We start from the raw sequence: 19,503 nt of genomic DNA on the forward strand, positions 1-19,503 counted from the left end.
TCAGCCAGACGGACCGCGACCTTCCGTTTTCAAAGGACCGGGATGGGGTGCCGTACCGACCCGTGGATGGCCGGCGATCGCCCGGTTCTGCACTGGGGGGCCAAAACCCATACCTTCATCATCTTCTACGGAGCCTCTTTCTTATACTGCCATGGATGCACGAGACGATCGATACACGCACATTCGGAAATTCCTCCAGGAACACCATCCGCAACCCGTCTCAATCTCTGCAATCTCCAGGGCGCTGGGGATGAACCGCGGCTCGGTCTCGAAGTACCTGGAGGTGATGCAGTCGCACGGCCAGGTGATCATGAAGCCCTTCGGCAGGGCGAAGCTCTACTCCCTCTCCCAGAACATCCCCCTCGATGACCTCTTCGACAATCTTTCGGATGCAATCGTCATCCTCAACGCGGATCTCCGCATCCTCATGGTGAACAGGAGTTTCATCAAAACCTTCCGCATACGCGGAGAGAAGAACATCATCATCGGCAGCGATCTCTCCAGGCTCAGCCTGCCCCTGCTGAACGATACCACCGTGCAGAACAACATCGGCCGGATCATCCAGTCCGAGACCTTCGTCAACGAGATGCTCCTGATCGAACACAACACCGAACGGATCTTCCTCACCGAGTTCATCTCGACGGTCATCCCCTCCGGCTCGTTCTCTGGAGAGCCGGGGATCATGATCAGCCTCCGCGACATCACGACCTGGAAGAAGACGGAGGATGATCTCCGGACCAGTGAACGCCAGATACGCACCCTCTTCGAGGAGGTTCCGAGCGGTATCTTTCTGTTTTCTGAGGACGGGACGATCCTCAATGCAAACCGGGCAGCCCTTGCGATCCTGGGTCTCACAGGGTTCACCGACCTGAACGACGTCAAACTCTTCGATCTCATCTGCACCAGGCAAGCGATCACAGACCTGATCGAGGCGGGAAAGATCGCCGAGCTGACCATCCCCTGCAACTTCGACCGGCTGAAGACCGGGATCCTCTCCTCGACGAAGAAGTCGGGGATCGCGTATCTCCAGGTCGTCTTCGCGCCGGTCGTGAAGAACGCGGGGAATCCCCGGGAGTTCTTCATCCTGTTCCTCGATATCACGGCAAAGAGGCGTGCCGAAAAGGAGTTGAAAGAGCGGTATCAGGGGATCACCAGCAATCTCCCGGGGATCGCGTACCAGTTCTATGCGAAAAAAACCGGGGAATGGGGAGTGTACTATGTCGACGAACGTTCGATGGAGATCTACGGTATTCCCATCGCACCCCTGGAGACCTGGTTCCAGCGGTTCGGCGCCTGCATCGCCCCCGAAGACCGGTCGCGATGGTTCGAATCGATCATGGAGGTCGTCGAACGGGTGGCGCCATGGGACTTCGAGGGCCGTTTCATCAGGCCGACAGGAGAGGAGATGTTCATTCGGGGGGTCTCGCAACCAGTCATGCTGAAAAACGAGACGGTCTGGAACGGGATCTTCCTCAACATCACCGACCGCAAACGGGCGGAGCAGGCGCTGCAGACGAGTGTCTTTCAGGAGACACGGTACCGCTCCTTCTTTGAGGATACCTGCAACGGTGTCCTGATCTACGAACCGATCGAGGGGGGGAACGAGTATATCATCAAGGACGTCAACCGGGCGACGGCGACCCTCCTTCGCATGGAGAAGCAGGACCTGATCGGGAAGAGGCTCTTTGAGGAGTTTCCCGACCTGCCCGACCCCTCGGTGCGCGAGATGCTGATCCGGGTGCTGACGACGGAGAAGCCGGAGTCCCTCCTGCCCCTGAAGTACCGGAACCGCGAGGACTTTCCCTGGATCTCGCACTATGTCTTCAAACTCCCGTCAGGAGAGATCGCCTCATTCATGGTCGACGTCTCCGATGCCGTCCGGCAGGGTGCGGACCCCAAAGGGCTGTTGAACGGAGAACTCTTCTCCCAATCCCTGTTGCCGATCAGCCCCTGAAGGACCGGCCGACGGGTCGTCTGGAGGAAGAGGAGGATCGTTTCGATCGGTACCGTCTCTCGATGCCGGAGCCGATCGCTCATTGCTCACCATTGAAGATCGGATCTCCCGGCATCCTGCAGAGAGGGCAGTCACTGAGGGGGCCTTACAGGGCCTGAAAAAGAGAGCAATTTTCGTATAGTTCTCCGTTCAAAGGGAACTGCTCGAGAAAAATGACCAGGTCACGAACATGGAATCAGCAGGGTGCCGGCATCATCAGCATCCACTCAATGGCGAGCAATAAAAAATACGTTTATGTTCGTTCGCAGAAAATTCCTTTCTGTGGAGTGAGATCCACAGAGAACCGATAACCTGCACAACCAGCATGGGCGGGATCAGCGGGGTTCACGACAGACCTGACAATCGTGCTCTGAACCCGGCCGGTACAACACCGATCACCAGTGTAAGCCGTGATACTGTATCAAGCTAGCGATCGCGAAACCGTCAAACGCCCGTGCAAGGCACTCTGGTATATCGGACAGAGGTGTCATTGAAATGGATACAAAAATTGGATATTTCGCATCCCTTGAGCAGTACAAGCCGATGGATGCACTCGAACAGGCAGTACGGGCAGAAAAAGTAGGGTTCGACTCGATCTGGGCCGACGATCACTTCCACCCCTGGTACCACACGAACGCACAGTCGGCACAGGCATGGGCCTGGATGGGCGCAGCCCTCCAGGCGACCAAGAAGGTCTTCATCTCGACCTGTATCACCTGCCCGATCCTCAGGTACAACCCGGCCATCGTCGCACAGACGTTCGCGACCCTCCGGAACATGTACCCGAACCGTGTCGGGATTGCCGTGGGCGCCGGCGAGGCGATGAACGAAGTGCCGGTGACCGGCAAGTGGCCCACGGTTCCAGAGCGGCAGGCGATGACCGTCGAAGCGGTTGAAGTCATGCGCAAACTCTGGGAGAGCGAATCCCCGGTGACCTTCAACGGAAAGTACTTCACACTCGACAAGGCCTTCCTGTACACCAAGCCGTCAGATGAAGTCCCGCTGTACATCAGCGGTATGGGCCCGAAGGGTGCGTACATGGCCGGGCAGTACGGCGACCACCTGATGACCGTCTCAGCCGACCCCGAACTGCTGAAGAAGTCGACGATGCCGAACTTCGAGAAGGGTGCACGGGACGCAGGCAAAGACCCGAGCAAGATGGAGCGGGCCATGCTGATCTGGTACTCAGTCAACGAGGACATGGACAAGGCGGTTGAAGGGAACCGGTTCTGGTGCGCCTGCCTGGTGCCGTCGATGTTCAAGTACAAGGTCTACGACTCCAAGGAGGTCGAGATGCACGCAAACATCGTCGGCCACGACCTGATCAAGAAGAACTTCATCTGCGCGACCGACGCCGAGGGGCTGATCAAGGAGATCGAGCGGTTCAAGGATGCAGGGATCAACCACTTCTGCCTCGGCAACTCCAGCCCCAGCGTAAACCAGGGCATCGACATCTTTAAGGACGTTCTCCCGCACGTGCGGTGAACGACGAACTCGGCAACAGGGTTCCCCATAAAACAGGAGCATAATCATGGATCAGCAACACGTATCAGAACTGTTTGAACAGGGCGCCGTCCTTCTACCCCGGCTTGAGATCAAGGCAGTAACCAGGCCGTGGTATTCGCATCCAGACTGGGACGGGGTGTTTCTCAAGGATCTGGTGACAGGAAAGGAGACCGACGGACAATTCAGTTATCATATCGTCAGAATTCAACAGGGCTGCGAAGTGATGGACCATAACCACGACACCCAGTGGGAGCTGAATATGGTCCTCAGTGGAAAAGGAGTCTTTACACTGGACGGCACTGATATCACAGTGAAGCCCGGCCAGACATTTGCTACACCTCCTGGCATACATCATACGGTCAGTGCCGGCAACGAAGAACTGTCGTTGCTGGCACTCTTTATACCGGCACTGCTGTGATTCTTCAACCCGGGCTCCTGGAGGGAGGATGAATCACACCCTCCTTTTTTTCATCGTGCTGTGAAAACGATCTCATAAGCGAGGCGAGCTGAATACCTGCTGACAGGGGGGACTGGTGGAAGAGCCCCCAGCACCTTTATATCGGCAGACCTGCTATCAGCAGGCATGGGAATCGTCAGGGTCTATTTCACCGACAACTGCCCGTATTGCAAGATGGTCAAGGCTTTCCTCGACAAGAGGCATGTGACCTACCAGGCCATCAATGTCGGGCAGGACAGGGAAGCTGCAGCAGAGATGGTGAAGATCTCGGGGCAGTACGGGGTACCGGTGCTGACCGTCGACGATCAGTTCGTGATCGGGTTCGATACCCCGCGGCTTGAAGAACTCTTCGGCACCGAGAAGAAGGCCGATGTCGTCGATGTACTGATCATCGGCGCCGGCCCGGCCGGGCTGACCGCCGGCGTCTACTGCGCACGAAAGATGCTCTCGACCGAGCTGGTATCAGAGAACATCGGCGGCCAGGCGATGGAGAGCTGGGCCATCGAGAACTACATGGGCTACCGGATGATCTCAGGCAACGACCTGATGAAGAAGTTCGAGGAGCAGGTGCGGGAGCAGTCGCTCCGGCTGAACCTGGACCGGGTCGAGACGCTCGTGCAGGAGGGAGACCACTACCTGGCCACGACCGCGACCGGCGGGACCGTCCAGGCCAGGGCCGTCGTCGTCGCCTCAGGGATGCACCCGCGTCCGCTCGGGGTCGAGGGGGAGGACCGGTACCTCGGACGCGGCCTCTCGGTCTGCACCACCTGCGACGGCCCGCTCTTCAGAGAGAAGAAGATCGCCATCGTCGGCGGCGGCAACGCGGCGGTCCAGACCGCGATCGAGATGAGCAAGATCGCATCGTCGGTCAGTCTGATCGTCCGGACCGAGCTGAAGGCCGACCCCCCCTATATCAAGAAGCTCGGGACGATACCCAACATCACGGTCCACCAGCACCATGTGATCGCGAAGTTACACGGCGATCTCTTCCTCGATCAGATCACGATCAAGGACACGACAACAGAGAAGGAGACCGACATCCTGCTGGACGGGGTCTTTGCCGAGATCGGCTGGCTCCCGAACACCGGGTTCCTCGGCGACCTGGTGACCCTGACCGGTGACGGCAAGATCGTCGTCGATGAGAACTGTCACACCAATCGGCCGGGGATCTTTGCAGCCGGGGACGTGACCAGCATCAAGGGAAACCAGATCATCATCGCGGCCGGGGAAGGAGCGAAGGCAGCGCTCGAAGCCTACCGGTACCTGACCAGGCTCTGAAAGGCCGGGTTCACCTTTTTATAGTGTTGAACGCAACATCCCTGGCTAATCGTAGACTCATAAGAGTCGGAGATTGGCCCATTTTGGGATTGGATGCGTTTAACACTTTTCGACTATAATTGTTCAGGTCTCTTCACCAAAAATGGTTCAGATCATCCCAAAGAGGAGGACCACGTCGTTGAAGTCGATCGCTCCGTTCCGGTTGAAGTCGAAGGCCGACACCGGCTCGTTCTCGGCGATCCAGTCCATCTGGTTGAAGAAGAGGACCACGTCGGAGAAGTCCGCCCCCCCGTTGCCGTCCAGGTCCTCGCACGCCCCGTCATGGTCGGGATCGGTCGGCAGCAGTGTCGACGGCGGGACCGGCTGCAGCGTGCCGGTCTGGTTTCCCGTCGGCGTTGATGTCGGCGTTGCGACCGGCACCGCGGTGAAGGCGACATAATCCAGGTTCTCGCCGTCGCCGGTGAACCGGAGGGTCAGCGTGTGGGTGCCGGCCGGCAGGGTGACCGGGATGGCGGTGTCGGCATAGGTCTCAGACGACCCGGTGTCGGCGAGCACGGCCGTGCCGGCAGGGGTGCCGTCGACCGAGAGGGCGATCGTGTGCCCGGGCCCCCAACTCGCGGCCCGGAAGGCGGCCGTGTAATCGCCGCCGACGGCCACCTGCACCGTGTACGTCACCCACTCCCCGTCCCGGATGAAGCAGAGATCGTACCCGCTGGCCCCGGCCTCGATGTCCACATCGTCCTGCCGGTAGGCGCCCCCCTGGTTGCCGGCGGTGGTGTCGTGGTAGGCCATACCCTCGCCGCCGTTGTCGTACTGCTCGGCCTCCAGCGTCCCCGGAACGGCCAGGCTGGCGTACGGCCCGGGCGTGAAGGTCGGGGTGGGCGTCGGCGTCGGTGTCGGCGTGGGGGGCACGTACCTGACCAGCGGCAGCGGGTCGACGGTGCCGCTCCAGACCGTGTACTGCTGGTCTGAAAAGCCGTCGTGGTCGGCGTCAGGCGCGGTATCGGAGAAACCGGTCCCGCTGGTCGACCCCCAGTAGTTGCCGCCGAGGGACGGACCGCCGGCGATGTTGGTCCCCGCCTGCGCCGGCAGCGCCCAGACGGTGCCGGTCACGGTGGCCGCATAGGCGGCATTGTACGGGTTGGCGAGCATATTATCGACCACACGGACCCCGTCGACATCCGCCAGGTAGACCCCGCGGTTGTTCTGCGTGATCGTGTTCCCCCTGATGGTGGTCCCGTCGCCGCCCGAGTACAGCACCACCCCGGCAAACGAGTTGCCGGTGGCCGTGCACCCGGTCACTGTCCCGCCGGTGACGCCCTGGTAGTAGTAGATCCCGTAGCCCCAGTTCGAGACCTTCAGGTTTTTGACCACCACCCCGCTGATCGGGGCGTCGCCTGAGGAGACGAAGACACCACAGGACCCGTCCTGGCCGGTCCCGCCGATCGTGTGTCCGTTCCCGTCGAGCACCACGTTGGAGCTCGCGATCTCGATCCCGACCTGGCTCGTGGAACCGGTGATGTCCTTCATCAGCGTGTAGGTCCCCGGCGCCGTGATCTTCACCGGCCCGGTGATCTGGTGCGGGTCCTGGGTCTGAGTGGGCGTCGGCGTCGGTGCCGTGGAGTCGAGCAGCGGGACCAGCGCACTGTACCATTTCGCGGCGATCTTCTGCTCGCCCCGCCGGTTCGGGTGGACGCCGAGCGGCAGCTGGTTGTCGGTCTCGCCGTCGTAGCCCGAGTAGAGGTCGACGATCTTAACCGGCGAGGCAGCCGTGCTCTTGTCGGCCGCCACCTCGGGGATCCGCTGGTTCAGGGCGATCAGGTTCTCGCGGTAGATCGAGGTCGGGATCACCGTCCCGACCAGGATCTTCACATGCGGGTTCCGGTCCCTGAGGGTATCGATGATCGCCTCCAGGTTCCTGATGCTCTGGTCGGTCGGGACCCGGTGGAGGACGTCGTTGGTCCCGAGCTCCACCAGCGCGATGTCGGGATAGTACGAACCGAGCCAGCCGGCGAGGCGTCCCTGGCCGGGATCGTCGTCGGCGCCGTTCAGGATCCCGCCGGTGGTGTACCCGCCGTGCCCTTCGTTCTCCTGGTCGAACGAGAAGTCCTGGAACCGGGGCTGGTCCCAGCTCCCGACAAAGTTCACGTCATAACCGCCGTCCTGCAGGGAATGCCAGAGCCAGTACCGGTAGGTCGGGTACTGGGCCTCCTCGGCGGTCTGGGTGGACCCCTTGGTGACCGAGTCACCGAGCGGCACGATCCTGACCGTGGCCCCGGCCTCCTCAGGGATGAAGGAGAGGAAGAGCACCAGGAGAGCCGCCATACAGAGCAGAGAGAGGACGCGGAGAGACGATACCATCTGGATAGTAATCTCTTTTGCAGGTTCAATAAAAGTATCTGCAGGGTCAGAGGAGCGAGAAGACCCTGACAATATCGTCGAAATCGACCTGACCGTTCCGGTTGACGTCGAACGCGGCGAGGGGTTCGTGGCCGGCGATCCAGTCCATCTGGTTGAAGAAGAGGACCACGTCGTTGAAGTCCGCGATCCCGCTGCCATCGAGATCCTCGTACACCCCGTCGTGATTGGGATCGGTCGGCATCAGCGTCGACGGCGGGACCGGCTGCAGGGTCGTGGCCGGCACCGCGGTGAAGGCGACGTAATCCAGGTTCTGGCCGTCACCGGCGAACCGGAGGGTCAGCGTGTAGGTGCCGGCCGGCAATGAGACCGGGATAGTGGTGTCTGCATAGACCTCTGACGACCCGGTGTTCGCCAGCACGGCCGTCCCGGCAGAGGAGCCGTCGACCGAGAGGGCGACCGTGTGCCCGTCGCTCCAGGCGGCGGTCCGGAAGGTCGCGGTGTACTCCCCGGCGGCGGCCACCTGCACCGTATACGTCACCCACTCCCCGTCCCGGATGAAGCAGAGATCGTACCCCCCGCCGGCCATCTGCTCGATGTCCACGTCGTCATGCCGGTAGGCTCCTCCCTGGTTGCCGGCGGTGGTGTCGTGGTAGGCGACGCCCGCGCCGCCCCGGTCGTAATCCTCCGCCTCGATCCGTCCGGGGATGGAGAGGTCCCGGTACGGGCCGGGCTCTTCGAGGAACGGGGCCAGGGCCGCTGCGTACCGGGCGGCGATCTTCTGCTCCCCCTGCCGGTTCGGGTGGAGGTACCGCAGCGGCTGGTTGTCGTCGTAGCCGTCATAGCCGGTGAACTGGTCGACGATCACGATCGGCGAGGAGGGGGTGCTCATCGAGGCGGCGATCCCCGGGATGGCGCTGTTCAGGGCCGGCAGGTTCGGACCGTACCCGCCCCGCGGGATCACCGTTCCGATCAGGATCACGATCGAGGGGTTCTTTGCACGGAGGATGGTGACGATCTGCTTGAGGTTCCCGATCGTCGTCTCCACCGGCACTCCGTCCATCGCGTCGTTGGACCCGAGGTGGACGATGGCGATGTCGGGGCTGTACCCGGAAAGCCAGGTCTTCAGCCGGTCGCCGGTCAGGAAGTCGCGGGTCCGGTAACCGTCATGCCCCTCGTTCTCCTGGTCGAAGGAGTACGGGAGCACCGGCTGGTCGACACTGCCGACGAAGTCGACATCGTAGCCGCTGCTCTGCAGCGTCTGCCAGAGCCAGTACCGGTACGTCGGATGGGAGAGGCCGTCGTCGTTCTGGAGGGTTCCCTGGGTGATCGAGTCGCCGATCGGAACGATCCTGACCGTCCCGGCCACCGGGGCGACCAGAAGGACGAAAAAGAGAACAAATGCCAGCAGGCAGACCGGGGCTGAGCGGAGTGGATGCATCACTCCTATCTCTGCCCGACTCCGGTAAAAAATGATCCGGATCAGGCAGGGGGGCGATCCGCCGCCTGCCGGTCCTTTTCGCGGTACGCCTCGAGGAGGAGGGTCGCGATGTTCATCACCGGCTTGTCGGTGTGCTGGCTGACATGAAACTCGCAGAACGGGCACGAACTGATCACTGTATCGGCCCCGGTCTCTTCGATCGCCGCCCGCCGCATCTCCCCGAGGGCGTCGGCCTCTGCCGGGTTCCCGGCCTTGACCCCGCCGCCTGAGCCGCAGCACTGGGAGGGCATCTCGACCAGATCGGCCACCTGCCGGATCAGGGCGCGGGGCTCTTCCCGGATCCCCTGACCGCGGAGGAGGTGGCAGGGGTCGTGGTAGGTGACGGTCCGGGCGAGCTTTGCCGGGGGCTCGATCCCGAAGTGGGTCAGCACCTGGTTGATGTCCATGACCTTGAAGGGGACATGCAGGTAATCGTTCTTGATCGTCGATCCGCAGCCGGCGCACATCGTCATCACGATATCGATCTTTCTGAACCGGAACGCATCGATGTTCCGGCGGACCAGCATCGCCAGGTACTTGCCCTGCCCGGTCCGGAAGAGCGGCGACCCGCAACAGACCTGTTCGCGCGGGATGATCACCCGGATCCCGTTCCGCTTCAGCACCTCCATCGCATCGAGGGCGGTCTGGGGGAGGCGCATGTTGTACATGCACCCGACAAAGAACCCGATGGTCGCCCTGACCGGGCCGTACGGTTCGATCTGGTCGGGGACCTGCTCCAGGAACGTCGGCACCGTGCGGGTCACGCTCCTGCCGGTCGCCCTGACCAGTTCGGCCACCTCCTGGTGGCGCGGGAGGGTCAGCCCCTGCTTGTTGGCCAGGGACCGGAGCTTCTCGATCGCCTTGCCCGGGATCCGGATCTCCTTCGGGCAGACCTCCCAGCAGGCCTGGCAGGAGGTGCAGGTATAGAGCCCCTCCGCCACCGCCCGGGTGGCCCGGTCGCAGGTGTCCCTGCTGTCCAGGGCCAGCCGCATCTCCTGCCGCATCACCGTCGGGCCCAGAAAGTCGGTGACCTTCATGGCCGGACAGATCGAGACGCAGGCGAGGCAGCCGATACAGGTCGAGAGCGGGCGGATCGCCTCGACGGCACGCTTGGTCACCATCACCGATTCGACCCCCGGGACCAGCGGCGGCAGGTCGGCGAGGAGCGGGACCAGGTCGACCACCAGGTCCTTCTTCAGCGGCAGGTCCAGCGGTTCGATGGTGATCCCGTCGCGGGCCTCGGCGGTGCAGGCCAGCACCGGCTTGCCGTCGACCCTGACCGCACAGGAGCCGCACTGCCCTGAGCTGCAGCAGTACCGGTACGAGAGGGTCGGGTCGATCTGGTCGTGGATCGCATGGAGGAGGTGGAGCACCCGTGCGCCCTCGTTCACCTCGACCGTGTACGGGACGTACCGCGGCTCTTCCCCGGTTGCCGGGTCGTGACGGAAGATCGTGATCGTCATCGTGGTCATACCGGCACCTCCCGCTTCTCGATCCCTTCGCCAGCGAGCGAGAGGAAGGTGTGCCCGTACGGCGAATGCTTCGGGGTCCAGTCCTGCTCGACGTCCTTTCGAAGGTGGGCCCCGCGGGACTCGTTCCGCAGCAGGGCCCCCCGGATCACCAGCGAGGCGGTCAGGCACATGTTCTGGACGGTGCAGCATTCCACCAGGTTCTGTGCTGAGGCTGCACGGAGTGGTATCCGGGCCAGGTCTGCGACGATCTCCTGCGTCTCCAGCAGCTCGGCAGCCGTCCGAAAGATCCCGGCCCCGTCCCACATCGCCTTCTGCAGCCGGTGCGCGACCTCGGAGGGGAGGGTGGTCCCCTCCCGGAACCGGTCGAGCCGCGCCTTCTGTGCTGCCACCTGCGCCATATCGATCGCATGCTTCCTGACCGGGGCCAGGCCGGCGGAGTGGCCGGCACGCCTGCCAAAGACCTGCGTCTCGGCCAGCGCGTTCCCGCCGAGCCGGTTCGCCCCCTGGACGCCACCGCTCGACTCTCCGCAGGCATAGAGACCCGGAACCGTGGTCTGGCAGTCCGGGGTGATCCGAAGACCGCCCATGAAGTGATGTGCCGTCGGCGCCACCTCCATCGGGTCCTTCTTGATGTCCACTCCGTAGAGGAGGAACTGTTCGAGCATCACCGGCAGCCGAAGCTCGATCTGCGCCGCCGGCAGGTGGGTGACATCCAGGTACACGCCCCCGTGCGTCGTTCCGCGGGCCTCGAGCACCTCGGTGGCGATCGCCCGTGCCACCACGTCCCGGGTCGAGAGCTCCATCCGCTCGGGATCGTAACTGTCCATGAACCGTTCACCCATCGAGTTGATCAGGTACCCGCCCTCGCCCCTGACCGCCTCGGTGATGAGCCGGCCGCGTGCATCGTACGGGTAGACCGCACCGGTCGGGTGGAACTGGATCATCTCCATATCGATCACCTCCGCCCCGGCCCGGTAGCCGAGCGCGTAGCCGTCGCCGGTGCCGCTCGAGGAGTTGGTCGAGATGTCGTAGATCCTGGACCCGCCGCCGGTCGCGATGACGGTGCTGTCAGCCCGGATCACCAGCATCTCCCCGTTCTGGTCGAGGGCGATCGCCCCGGCGACCCGGTCGCCGTCCTTTAAGAGTTCGACCACCGTCACCTCCTGCATCACCGTGACATCGGTCAGGGCCAGGCGGGAGACGAGGGTCATCATCATCTCGTGTCCGCTCCGGTCGCCGGCATAGCAGGTCCTCGGGAACCGCTGCCCGCCGAACGGCCGCTGGGCCAGCTCGGTCTGGTTCTCCATGTCAAAGACCGCCCCCCAGGCGAGCAGGTCGGCCATCCGGTCGGGCGACTCCTCGACCAGCGCTTTGACGAGGGCCGGCTCGTTGAGGTAAGCCCCACCCTTCAGCGTGTCCTCGAAGTGGGATGTGCAGGAGTCCTGCTGGCGGAGGACGGCATTGTAGCCCCCCTCGGCCATCGTGGTGCAGCCACCCTTCCCGACGATCGTCTTGGAGATCAGGATGGTCTCCCCATACGGTGCGGCCTCGATCGCGGCACGCACCCCGGCACCGCCGCTCCCGATCACCAGCACATGACAGTCCACAACGTTATCTGCACGCATCTTATTATGAAGGGGATTTATAATTAGATAAAGAAACGTGTGGTGAGTCCGATAGCTCGCCTGTGCGTTCTTGCGAAGATGCCCGGGGCAGGTTTCAACAAAAATAGTGTGGGGACAGGACATACATGAGATTCTTAATGAAATTCGGAGGAACATCGGTGGCCGATGGAAAGTGCATCGCCAGAGTCGTCGAGATCCTCGACCATTACCATTCAACAGGGAACGAACTGGCGGTCGTCGTCTCTGCAGGCCACGGGGTCACCGATCAACTGGTATCAGCGGCAGAGGATGCGGTCCGGGCAGATGACGGGGCCAACCTCGACCAGCTGGTCCTCTCCCTGCGGACCAGGCACAGCAAGACCCTGGAGGCGGTCGCCCCCGATCATCACGACGAGGTGATGCAGGAGATCGATGCACGACTGGGCAACCTCAAGAACATCCTGAGTGCGGTCCACAACCTGCGCGAATTGACGCCGCGGTCCAGGGACTACATCATCTCCTTCGGCGAACGGCTCTCGGCACCGGTGGTCTCTGCGGCCCTGCGGCAGCACGGGATCCCCTCGGTGGCCCTGGACGGCTGCGAGGCCGGGATCCTGACCAACAGTGAGTACGGGAACGCGAAGGCCCTGCCTGAAAGCGAGACGCGGATCAGGTCCCGGGTCGTCCCGCTCCTCGTCGACCAGGTCCCGGTGATCATGGGCTTCATGGGCTGCACCGAGAACGGGTCGGTGACCACCCTCGGCCGGAGCGGGTCCGACTACTCGGCCTCGATCATCGGGGCCGGCATGGACGCCGACGAGATCTGGATCTGGACCGACGTGGACGGGGTGATGACCTCGGACCCGCGGATGATCACCGATGCACGGGTGATCCCGATGATCTCGTACCTCGAAGCGATGGAACTCTCGTACTTCGGGGCGAAGGTGCTCCACCCGCGCTCGATCGAGCCGGCGATGCAGAAGGATATCACCGTCAGGGTGAAGAACACCTTCAACCCGTCCCACCCGGGGACCTGCGTGATCAGGCGCGAGCACCGGGAGAAACGGGTGGTGAAGGCGATCTCGTACATCGAGAAGGTCGCGCTGATCAACATCAACGGCGCCCAGATGATCGGCCGGCCCGGGGTGGCCAAGACGATCTTCTCGGCCCTGGCCGACAACCATGTGAACGTGATGATGATCTCGCAGGGATCGTCCGAAGCGAACATCTCGCTGATCATCGACGAGAACCACCTGGACCGTGCGATCCTGGCCCTCGCCGAGGTTGTGAAGGAGGGGATCGTCCGGGAGGTGACGACCAACCGGGACGTGATCGCCGTCGCCGTCGTCGGGGCCGGGATGGCCGGCGAGACAGGAACTGGCGGGCGGATCTTCTCGGCCCTCGGAACGGCCGGGGTGAACGTGATGATGATCTCGCAGGGATCGTCAGAGGTGAACATCTCGTTCGTGGTCAGGGGAGAGCAGGGGCCGTGTGCGCTCCGTGCCCTGCATGACGAGTTCCGCCTCTCGGAGGAGTGCCATGAGTGAGCATGCCTACCGCGACGCCGGGGTCGACATCGACCTCGAGGCCGCGGCAGTGAAGGCCCTGATCGGCCAGCTCTCGTACCGCCGGCAGGGAGCGTACCCGATGCTCGGAAAGGTCGGCCACTTCGCCGGACTGATCGACTTCGGGCCCGTGGCCCTGGCGCTGGCCGTCGACGGGGTCGGGACCAAGATGCTCATCGCCGATCACCAGCAGAACTGGAAGACGGTCGGGATCGACTGCATCGCGATGAACGTCAACGACCTGTACGTGATGAACCTGGAACCGATCGCGTTCGTCGATTACATCGCCACCGACCGCCTCTCGCTCGAGAAGATGACCGAGATAGGGATCGGGCTGAACGAGGGGGCCAGGCAGGCGAATATGAACATCGTCGGCGGGGAGACGGCCTCGCTCGCCGGGCTCGTGAACGGCCTCGACCTCGCAGGGGCCTGCCTCGGGGTCCAGCAGAAGGAAAGGATCATCACCGGGGAGGCGATCCGGCCAGGCGACCTTGTCATCGGCGTTCCGTCGACCGGGGTCCACTCCAACGGCCTCTCGCTGGCGAGGAGGATCGCCGAGACCCATGATGGCTACGACCAGGAGATCCGGCCGGGAAGGACGCTCGGCGAGGAACTGCTGACCCCGACACGGATCTATGCCGAGGTGCCGGCCATCACCGCGGCCCACGAGGTGCACGGGATGTGCCACATCACCGGCGGCGGCCTGTTGAACTTCACCAGGCTGAGTGACTTCGGGATCGCGATCACGGATCCCCTGCCACCGCAGCAGGTCTTCTCCTGGCTGCAGGAGACCGGGGGCGTGAGCGAGGCCGAGATGTACCGGACCTTCAACATGGGGATGGGGTATGCGCTGGTCGTCCCGCCGGACGCGGCCGACGGGATCGTGCGCGACCTGCCCGGCGCGAAGGTCGTCGGGTCCTGCACAGAAGAGCCGAAGATCACGCTCCGCGGGATCGAGATCAGTTGAACCTCCCACGACTAAAGTCGTGGGATTCCTGATTCATTCCTCGGTATATGTACCGCGAGTCCACAGGCTCACCGGGTAGTTCCTACCCTGAATTACTGAAACTGGGTAACAGGTTTTGATCCTGTAACGCCATTTTTTTGATGTTGATTGCAGCGTTAATATCTCGGTCGTGACGTGTACTGCAGTCAGGGCACGTCCATTCCCGATCGTGAAGTGTCAGGTCTCGGTTGATAGATCCACAAACAGAACATAGTTTTGACGACGGTTCAAACTGACCTATTTTCAGGAGTGTTTTACCGTACTGAGTACACTTATACTCTAACTGCCGGAATAGTTCAGACCATCCAACATCCGATATCGAACGTGCAAGACAATGGTTTTTTAGCATACTGGAGACATTCAGAGTTTCGACTGCAATAGCTTGGTTCTCGCTCACTAATTTGTAAGAGTGTTTGTGCAGGAAATCTGATCTCTGGTTGCTGATCCGTTCGTGTAGTATCGCTACTTTCTGAACGGCTTTTCTACGATTATTTGATCCTTTGACTTTACGGGCAACAGATCGTTGCAGGTGTTTCAGTCTTGCCAACGAGTTTTTCAGATACTTTGGATTATCTTCTTTCAGACCGTCAGAAGTTACAAGAAAACTCGTCAGTCCGACATCTATTCCGACTGTATTACTACTGTCGAAAGGTGCAGGTTCGGGTTCTTTCAAGCCGTCATCTACCAACACTGATATGAAATATTTGCCGGTGCTTGTCGCCGATACGGTTGCGGTTTTCAACGTCCCGGTATACTTTCGTGAAATTACGGTTTTTACTATCCCCAACTTGGGAAGTTTCACTCGATTTTCAGTAAGGTTTACTTCGTAATGTTGGGGTATCTGAAACGACTGTACTGGGTTCTTCTTACTCTTGAACTTCGGAAAATCTGCTTTCTTAAGGAAGAAGTTCTTAAACGCGGTTTCGACGTTCCGGTTAACCGCTTGAAGAGATTGCGAATTGGTTTCGCTCATCCATTCATACTGTTTCTTCAGGTCCGGAATCATATTGTTCAGGTCGAACATCGTCAAAGATTTGTTCTCGGCCTGATACGCCCGCATTTTCTCTTCTAATGATAGATTATACAAAAACCTGCAAGTACCGATGTGCCGCCAAATCTTTTTGATCTGGTCTTTGTTTGGATACATTCGATACTTGTATGCCCGTAACATACCTGATTAACATTTTGTTGGTTAAATATTAAATAATTTATATTGGTGAGTATAATGATGACAAAAGGGTTCGATTCATCCCATGACTAAAGTCACGGGTTTTCTCGACCCCTTTACCCATGATCATAAAAAATAGAACCTTTTTTTTGGTTTTTTTGAACAGGGCCGGCCCCGATCACTCGGACCCGGACTCAGGCTCGTACACGCATCGCTCTGCCTTCTCCGAGACGATCAGGCTGTTGCCGGACGGGTCCTCGAGGAAGAGCGTGACCGGGTACGTACCCGCCTTGACCGCGGCGATCCGCTCCCGGATCAGCGCGGCCTGGACCAGTTCATCGCCCTCGGCCCAGCGTTCCGCCCCCTCGAGGACGGCGTCGACCCGGTCGAGCACCCCCTCGACATTCGAGACAAAGCCCTCGCAGGCCGTGCCCGGATCGATCACAACCCCGAGCTCGGGGATCTCGATCCTGCCGGTCATCGACCTGACCACCCGGATCGAGAGATCCTCGGGCGTCTCGACGGCGAGGGTCCACTGGGTGGGATCGGTCTGCTTGATCGCCTGGGTGTCCACGTACCGGTAGCCGCAGGAGGGACAGCGCGCTGATATGATCAGAATATCGGAAAAATAGGGGATCTCTTCAGTCTGATATATATAGTCGATATCGGTGGAGCAGACAGGACAGGGGCCCGTTACGACGGTCCGCACTACTGCCCTCCAATCTTATCACGCGAGATCTTGACGGACATCGGGGTGACCACCACGTACCGCTGGTCCCCGAGCCCGACGATATCCCCGTTCACATCCTTTGCGACCTCTTTGAGGTCTTTTAAGACACGTTCATAGGTGACCTTGTCGAGCTTCAGCTGCGCGATGTCGACGATCACAATGTTCCCGTTATAGATCTCGTCCTTGATCTTCGGGGTGTCTTTGAGGCTGCTCACACCTGCGATCTTCACATACAGGGACGCAGGTTCTTCATCAGAGGACGCCTCGAACGATGCCAGGTCGAGTTCCATATAATCATCCTCTTTTGGAAGTGTAGACTTGCCGAGGAGTGAGTCCAGGATCTTAGTAGCCATGAAAAACTTGTATAATGAATTTTATTTAATAGTATCTCATTAAACGGTCAAACTTCGAGGTTCCAGATCTCGTCGCCGACATGATGGACACTCTGAACCATCTTTCCTGCGGTCTGCTCCAGCATCTCTGCAGCATCGTAGAGGGCCACCCCGATGGCCAGCGGCTTGCTGTGCCGCTCCTCGACGATCACCACCGGGGCCCCGGCCTTCACGTCGGGGGTGACGCTGACGATCCCCGGCCGCATGATGTCGGCACCGTTCACCACGAACCGAACAGCCCCCGAGTCCACGACCACCCGCCGGGACGGGAACGCCCTGGCCACCGCACCCATCAGCGTCGGGAAGACCCAGCCCTGGTTCTCGAACAGGTACGGCTTCTTATCCACCAGATAGAAGCGCATCTGCCCTGCCGTCTCAGCGATCTCGATTCGGTCAGAACTGAACAGATCGGCGTCGGTGCCAAGCTGCTCGTGCAGCTGGTCCATCAGGCGTGTGATCTGAGCCTTCCGAATAGTATGCCGCTTCTTCACCTGTATCGCTGCCATTCCAGGTACTATCTGCGCCAGAATATGATTAATGGTGTGATGATCACACTGCGCTATGTTTAATTAGGGTGTTCGCTCAAGTATAGTACTCCAAAGAAGGAAGCATAGGGGAATCACATGACAAAGCGGCCGTTGGATATTTTAGATCAGGTCCTGAACGGGGAACCGGTAATCGTATCTCTGAAAGGGGACAGAGAGCTCCGGGGAGTCCTGCAGGGCTATGATGTACACATGAACCTTGTGCTTGACAAGGCAGAAGAAGTAACCGATGGGGCAGCCCAGAAGATTGGGACGCTCATCGTGCGCGGAGATAATGTGATTTATATATCTCCTTCGGGGAACTAGAGAGGCGGTAACAGATGTCGAAAGGTACTCCATCAATGGGGAAGCGAAACAAGAAGACGCACATCACCTGCAGGCGATGCGGAAGTGTCTCGTATCATGCACGGCACAAAGTCTGCTCTGCTTGCGGGTTCGGACGAACGAGCAAGCTGCGCAGCTACAAGTGGACGACAAAGCGGCCAAAGATCCCCACCCACTAGAGCATACCATGTGTGGAATCGTTGGCATCATGGATGCTGGCGGTGTATCCTTCCCGTTATATTATGCACTGTACGCTCTCCAGCACAGAGGGCAGGAGAGTGCAGGCATATCAACTTTTGATGGCACTAAGCTCTGTAAACATAAGGCAGAAGGGCTTGTTGCCGATGCGTTTACTCCCGGTATACTGCAGGGTCTGATCGGGACCGTCGGTGTCGGTCATGTCCGATACCCGACCACGGGCGCCAACGTCCCCGAGAACATCCAGCCTTTCAATTTTCTGTTCAGAGAGCATGCCTTCTCAATAGCCCATAACGGCAATCTGGTGAACACCACAGCACTGAGAAAGGAGTACGAAGAGAAGGGGCAGATCTTCTGCACCACCACCGACACCGAGGTGATCGCGAATATCATCGTCGACCAGCTGGCGAACAGCGCCAACATCGAGGACGCGATCAGGCTCTGCATGCAGAAACTGCAGGGTTCGTATTCTGCCGTGGTGATGCTCGACGGCGTCCTGTACGCATTCCGGGACCCGCTCGGGATCAAGCCGCTCTGCATCGGGAAGACGAAGGAGGGCTACATGTTCGCCTCCGAGAGCGTGGCGATCGATGCCCTGAACGGGACGCTGCTTCGCGACGTTGCCCCCGGGGAACTGGTCAGGATCGATCAGGACGGGCTGCACAGCACCCAGATCGCGGTCGCCGAACGGCGTGCCCACTGTGTCTTCGAATATATCTACTTCGCCCGGGCAGACTCGATCATCGACGGGTCGCTCGTCTACGATGCCCGCAGGAAGATCGGCGCAAAGCTCTTTGAAGAGGCGCCGGCCGACGCAGAGACGGTCTGTCCGGTGCCGGACTCGGGGACCGCCTATGCGATCGGGTACTCGCAGAAGTCCAGGGTCCCGTTCATGGAGTCGCTGATGAAGAACCGGTACATGGGCCGGACCTTCATCATGCCGACCCAGAAGGAGCGGGAGAACGCCGTCAGGATCAAGCTGAACCCGATCAAGAAGCATCTGGAAGGGAAGTCGGTGGTGCTGGTCGACGACAGTATCGTCCGCGGCACCACCTCCCGCCGGATCATCGAGATGATGCGGGACGCCGGGGCACGGGAGATCCATGCCAGGATCGGGTCGCCGGCGATCAAGGCCCCCTGCTACCTCGGGGTCGACATGCCGACGCGCAAGGAACTGATCGCCTCGTCGCTCACCGAGGAGGAGGTGCGGGAGCAGATCACCGCGACCACCCTTCATCATATCTCGATCAAAGAACTGATCGAGGCGATCGGGATCGACGAGCAGAACCTCTGCACCGGCTGCCTGACCGGCTGCTATCCGGTCAGGATCGAGGGCGAGGTGGCCAACCCCTGCTCGGTCAAATTCTCAAAAAGCACCTTCCAGTCCCGTCTGGAGACCTGAGAACATCTTTTTACGGTTGGACGAA

17 protein-coding genes are annotated in these 19,503 nt (G+C 60.6%); 9 read left to right on the plus strand and 8 right to left on the minus strand.

Features of this window, described 5'->3' with window-relative positions; genetic code table 11:
- Positions 1-151 precede the first annotated feature (151 nt).
- The 4 genes from ACFKSJ_RS07400 (at position 152) to ACFKSJ_RS07415 (ending at position 5,234) form a co-directional block, all read left to right on the plus strand.
- Positions 152-1,954 (plus strand): PAS domain S-box protein, encoded by a 1,803-nt coding sequence (locus ACFKSJ_RS07400; protein WP_440949163.1) that lies wholly within the window; start codon positions 152-154, stop codon positions 1,952-1,954.
- Positions 1,955-2,488: 534 nt separating this feature from the next.
- Entirely contained in the window at positions 2,489-3,478 is a 990-nt protein-coding gene (locus ACFKSJ_RS07405; RefSeq protein ID WP_440949164.1) for a TIGR03557 family F420-dependent LLM class oxidoreductase, read from the plus strand.
- 46 nt (positions 3,479-3,524) lie between these two features.
- Positions 3,525-3,917, plus strand: a complete 393-nt coding sequence (locus tag ACFKSJ_RS07410; protein ID WP_440949165.1) for a cupin domain-containing protein — start codon at positions 3,525-3,527, stop codon at positions 3,915-3,917.
- Positions 3,918-4,082: 165 nt separating this feature from the next.
- Positions 4,083-5,234, plus strand: coding sequence for an FAD-dependent oxidoreductase (locus tag ACFKSJ_RS07415; protein WP_440949166.1), 1,152 nt, complete (start codon positions 4,083-4,085; stop codon positions 5,232-5,234).
- Positions 5,235-5,381: 147 nt separating this feature from the next.
- Here ACFKSJ_RS07415 and ACFKSJ_RS07420 read toward each other — a convergent pair whose 3' ends face one another.
- The 4 genes from ACFKSJ_RS07420 to tfrA are packed head-to-tail and all read right to left on the minus strand — an operon-like array spanning position 5,382 to position 12,169.
- On the minus strand, positions 5,382-7,595 hold the full coding sequence (locus ACFKSJ_RS07420) for a GDSL-type esterase/lipase family protein (RefSeq protein WP_440949167.1): 2,214 nt from the start codon (positions 7,593-7,595) through the stop codon (positions 5,382-5,384).
- Between the two features lie 46 nt (positions 7,596-7,641).
- A complete protein-coding gene (locus tag ACFKSJ_RS07425) occupies positions 7,642-9,033 on the minus strand; it encodes a GDSL-type esterase/lipase family protein (protein WP_440949168.1) in 1,392 nt (463 codons plus the stop codon).
- Positions 9,034-9,074: 41 nt separating this feature from the next.
- Positions 9,075-10,544, minus strand: coding sequence for a fumarate reductase (CoM/CoB) subunit TfrB (gene tfrB / locus ACFKSJ_RS07430; RefSeq protein ID WP_440949169.1), 1,470 nt, complete (start codon positions 10,542-10,544; stop codon positions 9,075-9,077).
- Complete coding sequence (tfrA, locus tag ACFKSJ_RS07435; protein WP_440949170.1) at positions 10,541-12,169, minus strand: fumarate reductase (CoM/CoB) subunit TfrA; 1,629 nt, start codon at positions 12,167-12,169, stop codon at positions 10,541-10,543. The genes tfrB and tfrA overlap by 4 nt, the downstream gene beginning before the upstream one ends.
- 137 nt (positions 12,170-12,306) lie before the next feature.
- Here tfrA and ACFKSJ_RS07440 point away from each other — a divergent pair, with 137 nt between their 5' ends.
- Both ACFKSJ_RS07440 and purM read left to right on the plus strand, forming a co-directional pair.
- Entirely contained in the window at positions 12,307-13,695 is a 1,389-nt protein-coding gene (locus ACFKSJ_RS07440; protein ID WP_440949171.1) for an aspartate kinase, read from the plus strand.
- A complete protein-coding gene (gene purM / locus ACFKSJ_RS07445) occupies positions 13,688-14,680 on the plus strand; it encodes a phosphoribosylformylglycinamidine cyclo-ligase (protein ID WP_440949172.1) in 993 nt (330 codons plus the stop codon). The genes ACFKSJ_RS07440 and purM overlap by 8 nt, the downstream gene beginning before the upstream one ends.
- Before the next feature lie 82 nt (positions 14,681-14,762).
- Here the strand turns inward: purM and tnpB are convergent, their stop codons facing one another.
- The 4 genes from tnpB to ACFKSJ_RS07465 form a co-directional block, all read right to left on the minus strand.
- A complete protein-coding gene (gene tnpB, locus ACFKSJ_RS07450; RefSeq protein ID WP_440949173.1) occupies positions 14,763-15,890 on the minus strand; it encodes an IS200/IS605 family element RNA-guided endonuclease TnpB in 1,128 nt (375 codons plus the stop codon).
- 175 nt (positions 15,891-16,065) lie between these two features.
- Positions 16,066-16,596 carry a ZPR1 zinc finger domain-containing protein gene (locus ACFKSJ_RS07455; protein ID WP_440949174.1) on the minus strand — a complete coding sequence of 177 codons (531 nt, stop codon included), beginning with the start codon at positions 16,594-16,596 and terminating at the stop codon, positions 16,066-16,068.
- Positions 16,596-16,970: a cell division protein SepF gene (locus ACFKSJ_RS07460; RefSeq protein ID WP_440949175.1), complete on the minus strand. Its 375-nt coding sequence runs from the start codon at positions 16,968-16,970 to the stop codon at positions 16,596-16,598. The genes ACFKSJ_RS07455 and ACFKSJ_RS07460 overlap by 1 nt, the downstream gene beginning before the upstream one ends.
- A gap of 47 nt (positions 16,971-17,017) precedes the next feature.
- Entirely contained in the window at positions 17,018-17,515 is a 498-nt protein-coding gene (locus ACFKSJ_RS07465) for an RNA-binding protein (protein WP_440949176.1), read from the minus strand.
- Between the two features lie 117 nt (positions 17,516-17,632).
- On the opposite strand from ACFKSJ_RS07465, the gene ACFKSJ_RS07470 reads away from it, so the two are divergent.
- From ACFKSJ_RS07470 to purF, 3 genes are read left to right on the plus strand one after another with little or no spacing between them, the layout of a single operon-like run.
- Entirely contained in the window at positions 17,633-17,860 is a 228-nt protein-coding gene (locus ACFKSJ_RS07470) for an LSM domain-containing protein (protein ID WP_440949177.1), read from the plus strand.
- Positions 17,861-17,874: 14 nt separating this feature from the next.
- Positions 17,875-18,057 (plus strand): 50S ribosomal protein L37e, encoded by a 183-nt coding sequence (locus ACFKSJ_RS07475; RefSeq protein ID WP_440949178.1) that lies wholly within the window; start codon positions 17,875-17,877, stop codon positions 18,055-18,057.
- Positions 18,058-18,065: 8 nt separating this feature from the next.
- A complete protein-coding gene (gene purF / locus ACFKSJ_RS07480; protein WP_440949179.1) occupies positions 18,066-19,478 on the plus strand; it encodes an amidophosphoribosyltransferase in 1,413 nt (470 codons plus the stop codon).
- Positions 19,479-19,503 lie beyond the last annotated feature (25 nt).

Source organism: Methanosphaerula subterraneus, assembly GCF_052055875.1.
GTDB lineage: Archaea > Halobacteriota > Methanomicrobia > Methanomicrobiales > Methanospirillaceae > Methanosphaerula > Methanosphaerula subterraneus.

Excerpts from the sequence above, each read along its gene's own strand:
- tnpB (WP_440949173.1), bottom strand. The coding sequence starts at position 15,890 with ATGTTACGGGCATACAAGTATCGAATGTATCCAAACAAAGACCAGATC.
- ACFKSJ_RS07415 (WP_440949166.1), top strand. The coding sequence starts at position 4,083 with ATGGGAATCGTCAGGGTCTATTTCACCGACAACTGCCCGTATTGCAAG.
- ACFKSJ_RS07440 (WP_440949171.1), top strand. The coding sequence starts at position 12,307 with ATGAAATTCGGAGGAACATCGGTGGCCGATGGAAAGTGCATCGCCAGA.
- ACFKSJ_RS07410 (WP_440949165.1), top strand. The coding sequence starts at position 3,525 with ATGGATCAGCAACACGTATCAGAACTGTTTGAACAGGGCGCCGTCCTT.
- ACFKSJ_RS07425 (WP_440949168.1), bottom strand. The coding sequence starts at position 9,033 with ATGCATCCACTCCGCTCAGCCCCGGTCTGCCTGCTGGCATTTGTTCTC.
- purM (WP_440949172.1), top strand. The coding sequence starts at position 13,688 with ATGAGTGAGCATGCCTACCGCGACGCCGGGGTCGACATCGACCTCGAG.
- ACFKSJ_RS07470 (WP_440949177.1), top strand. The coding sequence starts at position 17,633 with ATGACAAAGCGGCCGTTGGATATTTTAGATCAGGTCCTGAACGGGGAA.
- ACFKSJ_RS07465 (WP_440949176.1), bottom strand. The coding sequence starts at position 17,515 with ATGGCAGCGATACAGGTGAAGAAGCGGCATACTATTCGGAAGGCTCAG.
- purF (WP_440949179.1), top strand. The coding sequence starts at position 18,066 with ATGTGTGGAATCGTTGGCATCATGGATGCTGGCGGTGTATCCTTCCCG.
- ACFKSJ_RS07475 (WP_440949178.1), top strand. The coding sequence starts at position 17,875 with ATGTCGAAAGGTACTCCATCAATGGGGAAGCGAAACAAGAAGACGCAC.
- ACFKSJ_RS07400 (WP_440949163.1), top strand. The coding sequence starts at position 152 with ATGGATGCACGAGACGATCGATACACGCACATTCGGAAATTCCTCCAG.
- ACFKSJ_RS07460 (WP_440949175.1), bottom strand. The coding sequence starts at position 16,970 with ATGGCTACTAAGATCCTGGACTCACTCCTCGGCAAGTCTACACTTCCA.
- tfrB (WP_440949169.1), bottom strand. The coding sequence starts at position 10,544 with ATGACCACGATGACGATCACGATCTTCCGTCACGACCCGGCAACCGGG.
- ACFKSJ_RS07405 (WP_440949164.1), top strand. The coding sequence starts at position 2,489 with ATGGATACAAAAATTGGATATTTCGCATCCCTTGAGCAGTACAAGCCG.
- tfrA (WP_440949170.1), bottom strand. The coding sequence starts at position 12,169 with ATGCGTGCAGATAACGTTGTGGACTGTCATGTGCTGGTGATCGGGAGC.
- ACFKSJ_RS07420 (WP_440949167.1), bottom strand. The coding sequence starts at position 7,595 with ATGGTATCGTCTCTCCGCGTCCTCTCTCTGCTCTGTATGGCGGCTCTC.